General features: G+C 63.6%; 20 protein-coding genes. 10 read left to right on the top strand and 10 right to left on the bottom strand.

All coding sequences use genetic code 11. The annotated features are described in order from the left end of the window. The first annotated feature begins 225 nt into the window (after nt 1-225). From EJ079_RS31165 to EJ079_RS31145, 5 genes are all read left to right on the top strand, one after another. On the top strand, nt 226-633 hold the full coding sequence (locus tag EJ079_RS31165) for an AtpZ/AtpI family protein (RefSeq protein ID WP_127397544.1): 408 nt from the start codon (nt 226-228) through the stop codon (nt 631-633). Between the two features lie 59 nt (nt 634-692). Further along, nucleotides 693-1451 (top strand): F0F1 ATP synthase subunit A, encoded by a 759-nt coding sequence (locus EJ079_RS31160; protein ID WP_023808677.1) that lies wholly within the window; start codon nt 693-695, stop codon nt 1449-1451. Nucleotides 1452-1536: 85 nt separating this feature from the next. Next, nucleotides 1537-1761, top strand: a complete 225-nt coding sequence (locus EJ079_RS31155; protein ID WP_006206606.1) for a F0F1 ATP synthase subunit C — start codon at nt 1537-1539, stop codon at nt 1759-1761. A 63-nt stretch (nt 1762-1824) separates the two neighbouring features. Then, the gene (locus tag EJ079_RS31150; protein WP_127811030.1) at nt 1825-2424 is read left to right on the top strand and encodes a F0F1 ATP synthase subunit B; all 600 of its coding nucleotides are present in this window, start codon (nt 1825-1827) and stop codon (nt 2422-2424) included. Between the two features lie 10 nt (nt 2425-2434). Beyond that, entirely contained in the window at nt 2435-2926 is a 492-nt protein-coding gene (locus EJ079_RS31145; RefSeq protein ID WP_127270951.1) for a F0F1 ATP synthase subunit B, read from the top strand. Nucleotides 2927-3147: 221 nt separating this feature from the next. On the opposite strand, the gene EJ079_RS31140 is transcribed toward EJ079_RS31145, so the two are convergent. Both EJ079_RS31140 and EJ079_RS31135 read right to left on the bottom strand, forming a co-directional pair. Then, nucleotides 3148-3846: a ribonuclease HII gene (locus EJ079_RS31140; protein ID WP_127811029.1), complete on the bottom strand. Its 699-nt coding sequence runs from the start codon at nt 3844-3846 to the stop codon at nt 3148-3150. 151 nt (nt 3847-3997) lie between these two features. Beyond that, complete coding sequence (locus EJ079_RS31135; protein ID WP_127811420.1) at nt 3998-5152, bottom strand: PA0069 family radical SAM protein; 1155 nt, start codon at nt 5150-5152, stop codon at nt 3998-4000. Nucleotides 5153-5302: 150 nt separating this feature from the next. On the opposite strand from EJ079_RS31135, the gene EJ079_RS31130 reads away from it, so the two are divergent. Then, on the top strand, nt 5303-5827 hold the full coding sequence (locus tag EJ079_RS31130; protein WP_127811028.1) for a glycosyltransferase: 525 nt from the start codon (nt 5303-5305) through the stop codon (nt 5825-5827). Nucleotides 5828-5969: 142 nt separating this feature from the next. Next, entirely contained in the window at nt 5970-6944 is a 975-nt protein-coding gene (locus EJ079_RS31125; RefSeq protein ID WP_127322392.1) for a hypothetical protein, read from the top strand. A 7-nt stretch (nt 6945-6951) separates the two neighbouring features. Here EJ079_RS31125 and EJ079_RS31120 read toward each other — a convergent pair whose 3' ends face one another. The 7 genes from EJ079_RS31120 to EJ079_RS31090 all read right to left on the bottom strand — a co-directional run bounded on the left by EJ079_RS31120 (nt 6952) and on the right by EJ079_RS31090 (nt 11257). Continuing rightward, complete coding sequence (locus EJ079_RS31120; RefSeq protein WP_127269627.1) at nt 6952-7374, bottom strand: aldehyde-activating protein; 423 nt, start codon at nt 7372-7374, stop codon at nt 6952-6954. Between the two features lie 141 nt (nt 7375-7515). Continuing rightward, entirely contained in the window at nt 7516-8070 is a 555-nt protein-coding gene (gene moaB / locus EJ079_RS31115; RefSeq protein WP_127811027.1) for a molybdenum cofactor biosynthesis protein B, read from the bottom strand. Beyond that, nucleotides 8057-8956, bottom strand: a complete 900-nt coding sequence (locus EJ079_RS31110) for a 4-(cytidine 5'-diphospho)-2-C-methyl-D-erythritol kinase (protein WP_127811026.1) — start codon at nt 8954-8956, stop codon at nt 8057-8059. The genes moaB and EJ079_RS31110 overlap by 14 nt, the downstream gene beginning before the upstream one ends. A gap of 20 nt (nt 8957-8976) precedes the next feature. Continuing rightward, complete coding sequence (locus tag EJ079_RS31105) at nt 8977-9162, bottom strand: hypothetical protein (RefSeq protein ID WP_127811025.1); 186 nt, start codon at nt 9160-9162, stop codon at nt 8977-8979. Between the two features lie 127 nt (nt 9163-9289). Then, nucleotides 9290-10153, bottom strand: a complete 864-nt coding sequence (locus EJ079_RS31100; RefSeq protein WP_127811024.1) for a S49 family peptidase — start codon at nt 10151-10153, stop codon at nt 9290-9292. Nucleotides 10154-10232: 79 nt separating this feature from the next. Continuing rightward, the gene (locus EJ079_RS31095; protein WP_127811023.1) at nt 10233-11033 is read right to left on the bottom strand and encodes a methyltransferase; all 801 of its coding nucleotides are present in this window, start codon (nt 11031-11033) and stop codon (nt 10233-10235) included. Further along, the gene (locus tag EJ079_RS31090; protein ID WP_063167652.1) at nt 11033-11257 is read right to left on the bottom strand and encodes a DUF2007 domain-containing protein; all 225 of its coding nucleotides are present in this window, start codon (nt 11255-11257) and stop codon (nt 11033-11035) included. The genes EJ079_RS31095 and EJ079_RS31090 overlap by 1 nt, the downstream gene beginning before the upstream one ends. Nucleotides 11258-11460: 203 nt before the next feature. Here EJ079_RS31090 and EJ079_RS31085 point away from each other — a divergent pair, with 203 nt between their 5' ends. Beyond that, nucleotides 11461-12477, top strand: coding sequence for a polyprenyl synthetase family protein (locus EJ079_RS31085; protein ID WP_127272280.1), 1017 nt, complete (start codon nt 11461-11463; stop codon nt 12475-12477). 6 nt (nt 12478-12483) lie between these two features. Here the strand turns inward: EJ079_RS31085 and EJ079_RS31080 are convergent, their stop codons facing one another. Next, complete coding sequence (locus EJ079_RS31080; RefSeq protein ID WP_127811022.1) at nt 12484-13935, bottom strand: MFS transporter; 1452 nt, start codon at nt 13933-13935, stop codon at nt 12484-12486. A 100-nt stretch (nt 13936-14035) separates the two neighbouring features. On the opposite strand from EJ079_RS31080, the gene EJ079_RS31075 reads away from it, so the two are divergent. Next, the gene (locus EJ079_RS31075; protein WP_127268976.1) at nt 14036-14638 is read left to right on the top strand and encodes a TetR/AcrR family transcriptional regulator; all 603 of its coding nucleotides are present in this window, start codon (nt 14036-14038) and stop codon (nt 14636-14638) included. Nucleotides 14639-14714: 76 nt separating this feature from the next. Further along, the gene (locus EJ079_RS31070; protein WP_127811021.1) at nt 14715-15383 is read left to right on the top strand and encodes a GntR family transcriptional regulator; all 669 of its coding nucleotides are present in this window, start codon (nt 14715-14717) and stop codon (nt 15381-15383) included. Nucleotides 15384-15436 lie beyond the last annotated feature (53 nt).

Below are 15436 nucleotides of genomic sequence, written 5' to 3'. Positions count from 1 at the left end.
GCGCGCAGCCGATCAAAGGGCCATTGCGCGGGGGATTCGCGCCATGCATCCTTGTCATCATGGCGGGCACGATGTCGCACCTTTGTAATCCATTGATTTTATTGCCTAAAATACATGGCAATGAACTTCCGCCCGTGGCTTGACGGGCGCAAACCCTCTAACTATGTTGCCGGCGACTTTAGAAGCGGACGGACGGTGATGGTCTGACCGGGCAGGGGGGTTGCGATGGCCGACAAGAATGGGCCAGACGGAACCGGAGAAACCGGCCGCGGCAATCAGCATGAACCCGATATCCGCGACGACGATCTTGAGCGGCGCCGCCGTGACCTGGAAGCTTCGCTTGCGACAAGGCGGCCGGGCCGGCTCGAGGGGAAAGACGACGCGAAAGCGGGCAGTGTGGCCGGTTACGGTCAGGCGCTCAAACTCTCCAGCGAGTTTATCGCCGGGGTGGTGGTGGGTGCCGGCATCGGCTGGATCATCGACCGTCTGGCGGGGACATCGCCATGGGGTCTGATCGTGTTTCTGCTGCTTGGTTTTGGCGCCGGAGTGCTCAATGTGATGCGTTCCGCCGGCGTTGTGGCAGAATTTGGACAGGGCGATAAATCGCGCCGTGGCCAAGACGACAAGAAATGACCGCGCACCATGTGCGGTAATGGTAACGAGGCCGTACGCGGCATTGACGGGGTTTGAACGTGGCAGCTGACAAGGTCGATCCGATCCACCAGTTCCATATCAACAAGCTGATTCCGATCGACATCGGCGGCTATGACCTGTCTTTCACCAATTCGGCACTGTTCATGGTCGCAACCGTTATCGTCGCGGCTGGATTCCTGTTTCTCACGACGTCAAGCCGCAGCCTGGTTCCCGGGCGGCTTCAGTCGGTCTCCGAGATGGCCTACGAGTTCGTCGGCAACATGTTGCGCGATGCCGCCGGCACGCAAGGCATGAAGTTCTTCCCTCTCGTGTTCTCGCTGTTCATGTTCGTGCTCGTCGCCAATCTGCTTGGCCTGTTCCCGTATTTCTTCACCGTCACCAGCCACATCATCGTCACCTTCGGCCTTGCCGTGCTGGTGATCGCAACCGTGGTCGTCTACGGCTTCATGAAGCATGGTTTTGGCTTCCTGAAACTGTTCGTGCCGCATGGCGTGCCGGTCTTCCTGCTGCCACTGGTGGTGCTGATCGAAGTGATCTCCTTCGTGTCGCGCCCGGTCAGCCTCTCGGTTCGTCTGTTCGCCAACATGCTCGCCGGCCACATCACGCTGAAAGTGTTTTCCGGCTTCGTGGTCAGCCTGAGCGCGCTCGGCGCGGTCGGCGTCGCCGGCTCGATCCTGCCTCTGGCGATGGCGGTGGCGCTGACGGCACTGGAACTGCTGGTCGCCTTCCTGCAGGCCTACGTCTTTGCCGTGTTGACCTGCATGTATCTCAACGACGCCCTGCACCCCGGGCACTAGGTCCAAAAGTTTCCGGCCCAAGAATTTCCAACATTGGCGCCGGATGGAATCGCAACGGAATTTTAGATCCAAAGGAGTTGAACAAATGGACGCAGAAGCAGCAAAGTACATCGGCGCCGGCATCGCTTGCCTGGGCATGGGTGGTGCGGGCATTGGCCTCGGCAACATCTTCGGCAGCTACCTCGCGGGCGCACTGCGCAACCCGTCGGCTGCCGATGGCCAGTTCGGCCGCCTGATCTTCGGTTTCGCCGTGACCGAAGCTCTGGGCATCTTCTCGCTTCTCATCGCGCTTCTGGCCCTGTTCGGCTGAGCACTCGGGAAGATTGGACAGGCCGGCCGCGCGAGCGGCGGGCCTGAATTTCGGGGATAGTCCATGTTCGTGACATCTGCCTTTGCGCAAGAGTCCGCGCCATCAGCCGATACCAGCCACGCTGCTACGGAAGGCGACACGCATTCCAGCACCGGTGTGCCTGCTGAAGCGCATGGCACGTTTCCGCCATTCGATCCGGCGACGTTCCCGTCGCAGCTTCTGTGGCTGGCGATCACCTTCGGGCTGTTCTATCTCTTCCTGAAGCGGGTTGTGATGCCGCGCGTCGGCGGCATCATCGATGTCCGCAACGATCGCATCACGCAGGATCTCGATCAGGCGGCCAAGTTGAAGGGCGAGGCCGACGCTGCCGTTGCTGCCTACGAGCAGGAACTGGCGGAAGCCAAGACCAAGGCCAACGCGATCGGCCAGCAGGCCAACGACGCGGCTAAGGCCGAGGCCGACACCGCTCGCAAGAAGGTCGAGGCCGCGCTCGACGCCAAGCTTGGCGAAGCCGAGGCCCGCATTTCTTCCATCAAGGCCAATGCCATGAAGGAAGTCGGCAGCATCGCCGAGGACACCGCTTCGGCGATTGTCGAAGCCCTGGTTGGCGGCAAGGTCAGCAAGGCAGAGATCGCGGCCGCGGTCAAATCCGTGGCCCGGTGAGGAGCGCATCATGGACGCCACATCTCTCGCGACGCTCTGGGCCACGGTTGCCCTGGTCATCTTCCTGGGCATTGCCGTCTACATCAAGGTGCCTCGCCTGATCGCCAAGGCGCTCGACGCCCGCGCCGAAAGGATCAGCAACGAGCTCGACGAAGCGCGCCGGCTGCGCGAGGAAGCCCAGCAACTGCTTGGCCAGTATCAGCGCAAGCGCAAGGAAGCCGAGCAGGAGGCCGCCGACATCGTCGCCGCCGCCAAGCGCGAAGCCGACTTGCTTGCCGCCGAAGCGCACAAGAAGACCGAGGACTATGTTGTCAGGCGCACCGCGCTTGCCGAGCAGAAGATCGGCCAGGCCGAGCGTGACGCCATCAGCGAAGTCCGCGCCAGCGCCGTCGACATCGCCGTAGAGGCAGCGCGCGCGCTGCTTGCCGGCAAGATCGACGCCAAGGCCGGTGCCGATCTGTTCAAGGCATCGCTTGCGGACGTGAAGTCGAAGCTGAATTAGAGGGTCCCTCTAGCCAATCATCGAAAGCCGCCCGGGCAACCTGGCGGCTTTTTTGTTGTGGGCGGGGATAATCTCCCCCCTCGAGGGGGAGATGTCGCCAAAGGCGACAGAGGGGGGCGGCTCGACCGGGCGCGACGTCATTTTGCAGCGCAGATAAGGTCGGCGTTTCACGCGCGGCGACCCCCTCTGGCCTGCCGGCCATCTCCCCTCGAGGGGGGAGATCAGCTGTCCATTCCGACGAAGCTCTCTTCCTCAACCACTTCAGCGCCACCCAGCCTGAACGGCGAAAACGATACGCGATGCAGCCGCGCCACCGGGCCATGCGCCTCGATTGCCGTGCGATGGCGAAGCGTGGCGTAGCCCATATGGACTTCGAAGCCGTAGCGATCGTGATGGTTGCCGCAGCCGCACATCATGCGATCGCGCATCACCTTGGCGACGATCGAGGCGGCGGCGATGGACTGCGAACGCTGGTCGCCCTTGATCAGCGCGCGCCCTTCACAAGGCAGGCCAGGCGGCACGTCGCGTCCATCGGCAAGGGCGAGCTTCGGTCTGACCGACAGCCCTACCAGGGCGCGGCGCATGGCTTCCAGGCTTGCCTTGAGGATGTTGCTGCCGTCGATACCCTCGGCACTGATGGAGGCCATTGAGATCGCCTGCGCAGAGCCGAGAATTCGCAGGAACAAGGCTTCACGCTGCAGATGGCTGAGGCGCTTGGAATCGTCGAGGCCGTCGGGAATGTTGGCGGGATCGAGCACCACGGCCGCGGCGACCACCGGCCCGGCCAGGGGGCCACGGCCGGCCTCGTCCATCCCGGCAACCGGCCACAGGCCCTCCGCCATCGCCTTCGTCTCGAAGGAGAAGTCGGGCTTCTCGATGATCTCAAAGAGAGGCGGAGAATCAGAACGCGCGCGAGCCATGTTGCGGCGAGGTTCGCATCGGCTCTGATTCTCCGCAAGTCCCTCCGGGTCGGGTGGGGCGCCGGACCGGGAGGGCACCGTCTGCAGGCCGGGGCAGGCCGGACGGGATTCTGGTGCCGCGACGGATCAAACCACCGCGACGAATTGTCTCTCAAAGCAGCGTCAGCTGCACCTGGTCTCTCCCGGCGGCAACGAACTGGTCGGTCCGCAGCGTGCGCCGTTCGGCATTGAGGCCGAGCCGCTTGGCTGTGATCTCGAAGCGCCGGCCGATCTGCCAGGCATAGGGACCGGCGCCCTTCATGCGTTTGCCCCATTCCGAATCGTAGTCCTTGCCGTCACGCATCGACCGGACCAGCGACATCACATGGCGGTAGCGGTCGGGATAATGACGCAGCAGCCAATCCTTGAAGATCGGGCTGACCTCCAATGGCAGGCGCAGGATCACGTAGCCGGCTTCGCGCGCGCCGGCCGCGCGTGCCGAATCGAGGATGCGTTCCATTTCCGGGTCGGTCAGGCCCGGAATGATCGGCGCCACCATGACCGAGGCCGGGATGCCGGCATCCGAAAGCTGCCGGATCGCTTCCAGCCGCTTGGTCGGTGTCGACGCGCGCGGCTCCATGGTGCGCGCCAGCATACGGTCGAGCGTCGTCACCGACAGCGCCACCTTGGCCAGCCCGCGTTCGGCCATTCGCGACAGGATATCGATATCGCGCGTCACCAGAGCGGACTTTGTCACGATGCCGACTGGATGGCCGCGCGCTTCCAGCACTTCGAGGATTTCGCGCATGATCCGGTATTGCTTCTCGATCGGCTGGTAGGGGTCGGTGTTGGTGCCGATGGCGATGGTGCGCGGCTGATAGCTGTCTTTCGAAAGCTCCTTGTCAAGCAAGCGCGCCGCATCAGGCTTGGCGAACAACTTCGATTCGAAATCCAGACCCGGCGACAGGCCCATGAAAGCGTGCGTCGGGCGGGCAAAGCAATAGACGCAGCCATGCTCGCAGCCGCGATAGGGATTGATCGAACGATCGAAGGAAATGTCGGGCGATTCGTTGCGGGTGATGATTGTGCGCGGCTTCTCGACCTGCACTTCGGTCTTGAAGGGTGGCAGTTCCTCCAGCGAATTCCAGCCATCGTCGAACACGTGCCGGCTGACCGGCTCGAACCGGCCGGACGGATTGATGCCCGCTGACCTGCCGCGGTTGCGGTCCGGGCGGACACGCAGGCCGCTCTGCTCGACCATCGCGTTGGCCATCTCGGCTCTTCCTGCTCCGAAAGCCGCAATGTCGGCGCGCACGATCTGTTCCATCTTCGCCCGCTCCCAGGGACTGTCCATGTTGTGTCGAATCGCTCTGCTCATGAAATTATTCCTATTTCGTTGAAGAGAACAAAGCAAGAACTTTCTATGGTGCGATGCAAAAACTGGCGCTGTCCGGCGCTTTCCGCTATTCGGCTGAGGATGCTCAGTGTTCTCATCGAAACCCGCAATGACGAGGAGGGCCTAGCCCGCACGCTCGCCTCGCTGATTGGCGGCGCGGTCGAAGGCGTGGTGCGTGAAGTCATCGTTTGCGACACAGGCTCTACCGATCAGACGCATCATGTGGCCGAGCATGCCGGCTGTCAGTACGTGACGGGCGGTGTCGCTGCCGGCATCCGCCAGGCCAAGGGGGATTGGTTGCTGCTCCTGGAGCCGGGCGCGCGGCTGGTGGAGGGCTGGATCGATGAAGTTGTCGCCCACACGGCCAGGCAGACCATGGCGGCACGGTTTTCGCGCACGCGAGCCAGTCGCACGCCATTCCTGGCCCGGGTCTTTTCGGGAAACCGCGCCTTGGCCGACGGCTTGCTGATCAGCAAGCGTCAGGCGGCTGCCGCGGCAAAGAGCGCCGGCAGTGCCGAGTCCATCGCCCGCGGCCTCGCGACGAAGCGGCTCGACGCTGAGATCTGGATGGCGCCGGCCAAGCAGGAGCGCCGCTCCTCGACGTGATTTTTGCAGTTGCTCAGGTCATTGTGCATTGCACAAAATCTGACGCGGGGTTAGCTTCCGTTCAAGCGGGAATTGGGTTTGGGTCATGCCGAGAGGCGAGCACCGATGCGGCATCGGCGGTGCTCTCATAGCCGAGGACTCAATGAAGCTTTCAACCCCCGACACATCCGGCGCGCCCAGTCTCGAGGCCATTGCGCGCAACGGCAGCCTGTTGCGGCGCATCGCCGTGCGTATTCCAACCTATCTGACGGACCTGCGCGAAAACCCCGCCTGGCTGCCGATGTTCGTGCTGGCGCGCACAATGCCTGGACGCCGCATGCATTGGCTCGGCGCAAAACGCGCCCGCCCGGTCGCCAATGCCGGGGATACGATGTTTGCCGGTGTCGAACGGGGAGCGGTCGTGGATGCGTTGCGCTCCGACGGGCTGTTCTCAGGCTTGGTCCTGCCGCCTGATATCCATGAAGAGATCGCCGACTTCGCCGGGCGCACGCCTTGCTTCGGCAATTTCGACCGCCGTCTCGAATTCATGCCGGGGGAACATGCCGAGGCCGAGAAACGCCTTGGCCGCTCGCTGCTTAGCGGGCATTTTTTCGAGCGCATCCTCGACTGCCCGGCGGCGCTTGCCATCCAGCGCGATCCGCTGCTTCTGGATATTGCCGCGCACTATCTCGGCGGCCAGGCAAAACTGATCACGACGCGCGTCTGGTGGAGTTTTCCAACCGGTGCGGCTTCGGACGCCGACAAGAACCTCGCCTCGCTCGGCAAGTATCATTTCGACCTCGATGATTGGCGCATGCTGAAATTCTTCTTCTACCTCAAGCCGGTCGACGCCGACACCGGTCCGCATGTCTATGTCAGGGGCAGCCACAAGCGCCGCAGCCTCAAGCATCAGCTCACGCTTCTGGTTGGCCATCCCGCGCAACAGGTGCTGGATGTCTATGGCGAGCAGAGCCCGGTGACGCTCACCGGCGAGGCCGGTCTGGGCTTCGTCGAGGACCCCTTTGGCTTTCATATGGGCACCGTGCCGGCACGCACGCCGCGACTGATGATGGAAGTCGGCTTCGGCGTATCGCCGCCGTCGCGCCGACGGTTTCATGGCGAGCCGGTCATCCGCTGAGAGCTGCCTATCCGAAGCTCATCTCGACAGGTGTCCAGTGTGTGCGGCGTCTGGCTTGGCGCTGCGCCCTGTTTTCCGTATCGAAGTCAACGCGGACCGGCTCCTGGTTGAACCGTTCGCGGTCGTCCAGGGCGTTGATGATGACGATCGCCCTTGCATCGTCATCTCTGGCGATTGCGGCGACGTAGACACCGCACCGCCGGCAGATCAGATAGTCGGCCGTCCTCAGCCCGAACTGATATCTCCGCAATTGCGTCTCGTCCTTGACCGAGATGACCAGTCTGCCATTCGGATCGGCAACGGCGCGCGAACCATGTCTGACACAGAACGAGCATTGGCAAGCGCGAACTTCGGTTTGCGGTGGCTCGAGCTCGGTTGAAAATTCAAGGCGTATGTTGCCGCAATGGCATCCACCGGTGTGCACGGTCATCGTAGCTGCCTTGTCGTGAACGGCGATGATCGCCTTCAGACAAGGTACTTTTCCGAGGTCCGGTTTGGAATGGGGTTTCAAAGGCGCCGGTGCTGTTTTGCCTGGCGAACGCGGCGTGGAACCGGCGCTTTGCCTCGGCTTTTACGGAGCCGATTTGCCGCGCCGCAAGTGCTCGTCCAGGCGCGGCATGATCTCGACGAAGTTGCAGGGCATGTGCCGGTAATCGAGCTGCGCCTTCAGGATGCTGTCCCAGGCGTCCTTGCAGGCGCCGGGTGAGCCCGGCAGCACGAAGACGAAGGTGGCGTTGACGACGCCGCCGGTCGCCCGGCTCTGGATCGTCGAGGTGCCGATCTTGTCGTAGGAAATGCGGTGGAACACTTCCGAAAAGCCATCCATGCGCTTTTCGAAGATCGGCTCCAGCGCGTCCGGCGTCACGTCACGGCCGGTGAAGCCGGTGCCGCCGGTGGTGATGACGACATCGATGTTCTTATCCCGCGACCACGCCAGAACTGTGTCGCGGATTTTCTCACGGTCGTCGGTGACGATATTGCGGGCCGCCAGCAGATGGCCGGCCTCGGCGATGCGGTCGGCCAGCGTCTGGCCGGATTTGTCGTCGGCGAGGCTGCGCGTGTCCGAAACGGTCAGCACCGCGATGCGCACGGGAATGAAGGAGCGGCTCTCGTCAATTCTGGCCATCTGCGCCCTCCGATGCGATGGTGCGCGTCGCCGCGACGAACCAGTCGGGCTGGCGGCCGCGGATCTCGGCAGCGGCACGCTTGGCGACATTGCCGGTCTCGAACAGGCCGAAGCAGGTGGCGCCGGACCCGGACATCCGTGAAAAACCCGATCCGGCCTTGTTCAGCCAGGAAAGCGCCCTGCCGATGGCGGGCTGCATCGCCAGCGCCGCGGGCTCGAGATCGTTGCGAGTAATCTCCAGCCAGTTGCGCAGGCTGTGAAAATCGATGCCGCGCGGCAGCGGCGGCAAGGCCTCATTGTCGCGCCGGGAAAGCGCTGCAAAGACATCCGCCGTCGACACCGGGGTGCCTGGATTGACCAGCACCAGGCCAAGCGCCGGAAAATCCGGCACCATCGACAGTTCATCCCCGATGCCGCGCGCTACCAGCGGCTTTGCCGCCAGGCACATCGGCACATCGGCGCCAAGCGAAAGGCCGATCCGCGCCAGCTCTGCGCCGTCGATGTCCAGCGCCCATGTCTCCACCAGCCCGCGCAGCACGGTCGCCGCGTCGCTCGAACCGCCGCCGACGCCGGAGGCAACCGGCAGGTTCTTTTCGAGCCGGATGGCAACCGGCGGTGTGCGCTCTTGCCCGACCGCCTGTCGCAGGGCGTCGCGCGCCCTAAGCACAAGATTGCTTGCGTCGACTGGAACGGCCGGTGCGTAGCGGCCGGACACGGCAAACTCATCGCTGTTGGCGAGCGCGATTTCGACCCTGTCGCCAAAACGCGTGAACACCGCCAGGCTTTCGATCAGATGATAGCCGTCATGGCGCCTGCCGGTGACATGCAGCGCAAGATTGATTTTGGCGTGTGCGTGCCAGCTACGCGACCCGATGTCGGTGTCCACAATCGTCTGCGGGATGATGCTCAGTCCTTGGCCAGCCGGTATTCGCCGGTCTTCGGATCCTTGATCAAAGTGCCGATCGCGCCGTTGGCCGTCTGCTTTTCTGTGCGCCGCACCTTGGCGGTCACGCGCTCGGCTTCCCTAATGAAGGTGCGGTAGCCGAAATAAGCGGCAACGCCAACGACGGCGAAGAAAATGATCTGCGGCATGCCAAAACTCCTCCCACGCTGGGCCGGCGAAGGCGGCCGGTCGGGTCGGTTGATGCATGCCGACCCGCTTTTGGGACACGACATGCATGAAACTCAAGCTCTCATGCTAGACGGTTTTGCCGGGTTTTCAAAGCCCGAAGCGGGACCACAATGCGCGCTCTTCCGCCGCATCGATCACGCCGCTGGCGGCAGCCGCGGCAATATCGGGCGCTGAAAAGCCCTTGCTTGAGCCGAACAGGCCGAAGCGGCTAAGGAAACCGCGCGGCGTCGTGATCAGCCTGAGCTGCGTTTTCGCCCCGAAACGGGTCTTGAGCACCGTTCGCATGTCGCCGAGCGCATCGACCAGACCGAGTTCGAGGCCCTTGATGCCGGTCCAGAACAGGCCGGTGAACAGGTCCGGGTCGTCCTTCAGTTTCGTGCCGCGCCGCTCCTTGACGAGGTCGATGAAGGTTGCGTGCACCTCGAGCTGCAGCGCCTTCAGCCGTTCGACATCTTCCTTCTTCTCGGGCTTGAACGGATCGAGCACCGCCTTGTTCTGGCCGGCGGTGTGGACACGGCGCTCGACACCGATCTTTTTCATCAGTTCAGGGAAGCCGAACGAGGCCGATACCACGCCGATCGAACCGACGATGGACGACGGATCGGCGAAGATCTCGTCACCGGCGACCGCGATCATGTAGCCGCCCGACGCCGCGACATCCTCGACGAAGACCAGTACCTTTTTGTTCTTTTCCGTGGCCAGGTCACGGATGCGCTTGAAGATCAGCCGAGACTGCACCGGCGAGCCGCCCGGCGAATTGATCGAGATGGCGACCGCCGGCGCGTCGTAGGAGAACGCCTTCTCGATGAGGCCGGCGGTGGAAGCCAGCGACAGGCTCGGCCGAAACTGGCCACCGCCTGCCATGATGGTGCCGTGCAGCCGGATGACCGGAATGGTGACGACGGTGGAGCGCCAGGATTTCGGCAGCAGGCGGTTGATAAGGCGTTTCACGAGGGCGCGGTCTCCGGTCGGTGGGTTGCAGGCATGTAGGGATTTCCCGGCCAACGGCAATGTCGCCGGGCAGAATAGCTCAATCTCCGAACAGCGAGGCGAGGCCGTTGGTGATCATTTCGCTGCGCTCGTCGGGGCCGTTGCCTGACTGCGTGTGGAGCATTAGGGGCGGGCGTATGGCAAGCTTTCCCCGCGCCCCGAGCGCTGCCCGCACGACGATGCGGATCGCCGCCGCATCGGGACGAGGGTGGACGGCGAGCATCTCGGCATCGCCGAAGCGGCCGGCGATCGCATCGAGAATGGCGCCGAGCTGTTCGGGCCGGGCGATTACGGCGAGCCCGCCGCGCGGCCTCACCACCGCCGCCGCACTTCTGATCCAGCTCTCGAACAGCCCGTCCTCCATGACATGGGCTTCCTTTCGCAGGCGATCCGATGTGGCGCGGTCCCGGGGGGCATTGAAAGGCGGGTTCATGATGACGAAGTCGAAGTCGTTGTCGGCGAGGCCGGCGGCCGCCCGCGCCCGGCCCGATACGGTGACATTGGCGACCAGCACGGATGCGCGATCGCTGAGATGGGCATTGCCGGGATGGGCAAGCGTCGCCGCCGCGAAGGCCGCCATTTCCGGCGCTCGTTCGACAAGCACCGCCTGTGCCGCCGGGCAGCGTGACAGCACCGCCAGTCCGGCAGCTCCGGCTCCCGCGCCGAAATCGGCCAGGCGCCCGCCAAAGGTCGATGGCACGGATGCCGCCAGCATCATCGCATCCATGCCGGCGCGATGGCCGCCCTGCTTGGGCTGGACGAGCCAGAACCGGCCGCGATGGAAAGCGTCGACCGTATGGGCCGGCGTGTCCGGAACAAGGGCGGCGGGCGCGGCGGACATTATTTTCCGCGGATCTCGTTGGCGATACCGGCATCCCTGAGGATGCGCCGTGCCGCGTCGGCCTGGTCGGCGTCGACCATGACGCGTTTCTGCAAAAGACCGATCGATCCTTCGAGAATGCTCATATTCTGATCGGCGACAAAGCAGGCGATGCCGGCGTCGCGCATCAGCGATTCCACAAAGGAGATGATCACGGCATCGTTGGTGCGGACAAGTTCTATCATCGTATGAAACTCGCAGTTTGCGCTATTGATGTAAACGGGCAGGGGATTCCGAGGCAGAGCCCCGTTCCCCCTGTGGTCGTTGACATTCCGTCATCGACGCCGCGCCAATTCGCCACTTGCCGTGGCCATGTCCGCCGCCCTAGAGTCCATGCAGGGACTAAGGGTGCCGTCGCACGCTCTATACCAAGACGGGAGTGATTGTCGTGGGTGTCGTTCTCAACATCGAAAACGGGAAGCGGGAGCCCGCCTCCATCAAGGATCTGATCGATCTGACAGCGGCCGATATGGGGCGCGTCAATGAATTGATCCTGTCCAAGGCCGGCTCCGACGTCGAGATGATCCCGGAGGTCGCCAATCATCTGATCTCGTCCGGCGGCAAACGGCTGCGGCCGATGCTGACGCTGGCCGCCGCGCAGATGTTCGGCTATGCCGGCGAAGGCCACGTCAAGCTCGCCACCTCCGTCGAATTCATGCACACGGCGACGCTGCTGCACGACGATGTCGTCGACGAAAGCGGCATGCGGCGCGGCAAGAAGACCGCCCGCATGATCTGGGGCAACCAGGCAAGCGTGCTGGTCGGCGACTTCCTGCTCGGCCAGGCTTTCCGCATGATGGTCGATGTCGGCTCGCTCGAAGCGCTCGATATCCTGTCGAGTGCTGCCTCGATCATCGCCGAGGGCGAGGTTATGCAGCTTGCCGCCGCCAAGAACCTCGAAACCACCGAGGACGAGCATTTCGCCGTCATCAAGGCCAAGACCGCCGCACTTTTTTCGGCTGCTGCCGAGGTCGGGCCCGTCATTGCCCAGGCGACCCGCAACGATCGTGCGGCGCTGCGCTCCTACGGCATGAATCTCGGCCTTGCCTTCCAGCTGATCGATGACGCGCTGGACTATGGCGGCACCAGCAAGGATCTCGGCAAGAATGTCGGCGACGATTTCCGCGAAGGCAAGGTGACCTTGCCGGTCATTCTCGCCTATCGGCGGGGCACGAAGGCCGAGCGCACTTTCTGGAAGCGTGCCATCGAGGACAATGTCACCGATGACGCCGGCCTGGAAAAGGCGATCGGCCTGATGACCCGCCATGGCGCCATCGCCGACACGATCGGACGAGCCCGCCATTTCGGCGAGATCGCCCGCGACGCGCTGGCGCCGCTGGAAGCGACGCCGCAGAAATCGGCGCTGATCGACGTCATCGATTTCTGCATCAGCCGGGTGAACTGAGCGGCGTCACCCGGTTGCCGGCTGCTTCGCCTTTCCCGGCAAAGCGAACGCGGCCAGCAGGCTGACAAAGATGCCCGCCGCCGCCAGCCAGAAGGCGATCTGTATGCCGTCGGCGATCGCGGCCTTCAGTGCATCGCCAGTCAATCCGCCGACATGGCTGTTGGCGATCGCGATCAATGTCGCCATGCCGATCGCGTTGCCGATGTTGAGCGTCGTGCAGGCCATTCCCGAGGCAACGCCCTGTTCGTCGTGTGCCACGCCCGACGCGGCCGCGATCCACATGGCGGTCCAGACGATGCCCTGTCCGACACCGGAGATGATCAGGCCGGGAACGATGGCGGCATAGCTGCTGTCGGCTGATGCTCCAAGGACCATCAGCGCTGTGCCGGCTGCGCCGACTATCATGCCGCCGACCAGGGTCGAGCGTGTAGAAAAGCGCGTCGCCAGGCGTTCACCAAGCTGCGTGCCGGCGGCGATGGCGATCGACGGCACCAGGAACGCCAGGCCTGTTTGCAGGGCGGTGAAGCCATGTACGGTCTGCAACAGCACGGTCAGGAAATAGGGCAGGGCTCCGAACGTTCCCATGAACAGGAAGGTGATCGTCATGCCGGCGACGAGGCTGCGATTGCGGAACAGCCGCAGCGGCATCAGCGGGTCAGCGCTCTTCGCCTCAATCAGCGCGAAGGCGATAACGAAGATCGCTGCCAGTGCGGCGCTGGCGATGATCGCTGGCGAACCCCAGCCATATTCAGGTCCCTGGACCAGCGTGAAGACCAGCAATGTGGCGCCTGCGGTGACGGTCAGCGCGCCCGGCAGATCGAAGTTGCGGTGCTGGTGCCGCTTGGGATCGCGCGGAATGATGGCAAATGCGGCGATGATGGCGATGCCAGCCAGCAGCACATTGACGTAGAAGACCGACGACCAGCCGAAGGCGCCTGTCAGGATTCCACCGGCCAGTGAGCCAAGGGTAAGGCCGCTCGCGCCGGCACCGCCCCACACCGCCAGCGCCCTGTTGCGTTCCGGTCCTTCGGCAAACAGGCGGTTGATCAGCGAGAGCGTCGCCGGGAACAGGAAAGCGCCGCCGATGCCTTGCACGGCACGCGCAGCGATGATGATTTCCGGCGACCAGGCGAGGCCGCCGACCAGCGACGAAAGCGCATAGAGCCAGAGCGCGAAGATGAAGATGCGGCGCTGACCGATAAGGTCGGCGGCGCGGCCGCCGAACAGTAGAAAACCGCCGGTAAACACGGTGTAGGCGCTCACCACCCATTGCAAGGTCTGGCCGGAAAAGCCCAGCCCAGCCCCGATTTCGGGCAGCGCCACGAAGACGATGTTGATGTCGAGAGCGATGATAAGCTGGGCGAAGGCGAGCAATGCCAGCGTGGCGCCGCGCTTCGCGCCAATCCCTCCCTGTGTCGTAGTGGCGCCGAATGGCAGCCCTTGATCGAGTGAACTCATGCCAGTCTCCTTTCGATTCTTTATCGATCGACAAAGAATTGAATTTGCAATCTTGAGTCAAGCGGATTATTTGTGGATCGATAAAGAAATGGAGGTTGCGATGGCGGGACGGCCAAGGGAGTTCGACAGAGCCCAGGCTCTGCAGAAAGCGCGCGATGCCTTCTGGATGCGCGGCTACGAGGGCACCTCGATGGCCGACCTCGTCTCCATGCTTGGCCTGGCCTCGGCGCGCATCTATGCCGCCTTTGGCTCGAAGGAGGATCTGTTTCGCGAAGCCGTTGTTCTCTACGAAACCAGCGAAGGAAGCTTCGCCACCGGTGCCCTTGCCGAAGAACCAACCGCTCGGCGGTTTGTCGAGCGGCTGCTGCGCGATGCGATCGATATCTACACAAGGCCGGATCTGCCGAAGGGCTGCATGGTTGTCTCGGCCGCCACCAACTGCGCTACCGAAAATGACGGCGTGCTGCATTGGCTGGCCGAGCGCCGACTGGCGCGCAATGCATTGATTGTGGAGCGCCTGAGAAAGGGTGTTCGCGACGGCGACCTCAAGCCGGATACCGATCCGGAAGCGCTTGGCGACTACTACACCACGCTGTTGTTTGGCCTCTCAGTGCAGGCGCGCGACGGGGTGCCGAAGAAGCGGCTGCATGACCTGGTCACCGTGGCGATGCCTGCGCTCGACGGTTTCGTCTCACAGCCTTGAGTCTTGCTTCTGGCGCCTCGCGATTTCGACTGCAATTGGCTCGACAAGCTGCCCTGCCGCAAATTATCTATAAAACATGGCAAAGGGCACGGACGAGACCATCGCGGTGCGCATCAGCAAGGTTCTGGCGGACCGCATCATCTCGGGCGCGATCGAGCCGGGGGCCAGGCTTCGGCAGGATCATATCGCCGAGGAATTCCAAACCAGCCATGTTCCCGTGCGCGAGGCCTTCCGGCGTCTGGAGGCGCAAGGGCTGGCCATCGGCGAGCCGCGGCGCGGCGTGCGCGTCGCGTCTTTCGATCTGGGCGAGGTCAAGGAGGTCGCCGAAATGCGCGCCGCCCTTGAGGTGCTGGCGCTGCGCCACGCCGCGCCGCACCTGACATCGGCCATTCTCGATCTCGCCGAGGAGGCGACCAAGGCCGGCGACAAGTCCCGCGATGTCAGGTCGTGGGAAGAGGCCAACCGCGCCTTCCACCGCTTGATCCTGTCGCCATGCGGCATGCCGCGCCTGCTCGCGACCATCGACGACCTGCACGCGGCAAGCGCCCGTTTCCTGTTCGCGGCATGGCGGTCGGAGTGGGAGACGCGCACCGATCAGGACCATCGCGCGATCCTCGCCGCCTTGCGGCAGGGAAACACCGAATCCGCGGCCGTCACACTGGGGCGGCACGTCCAATGGATTGGCCGCAAGCCGGTCAGGACGGCCTCCGGGACGACGCGCGAAGCTTTTGCCATCGTGGGTTGAACGACTTCTGCAAAAGCCAAGGCTTGCTATCCCGCAGAATTTGTGGATTCGAT

Origin of the sequence: Mesorhizobium sp. M7A.F.Ce.TU.012.03.2.1 (genome assembly GCF_004006095.1) — a bacterium.
In the GTDB taxonomy this organism is placed as follows: domain Bacteria; phylum Pseudomonadota; class Alphaproteobacteria; order Rhizobiales; family Rhizobiaceae; genus Mesorhizobium.
This window is presented reverse-complemented; position numbering and strand designations above follow the sequence as displayed.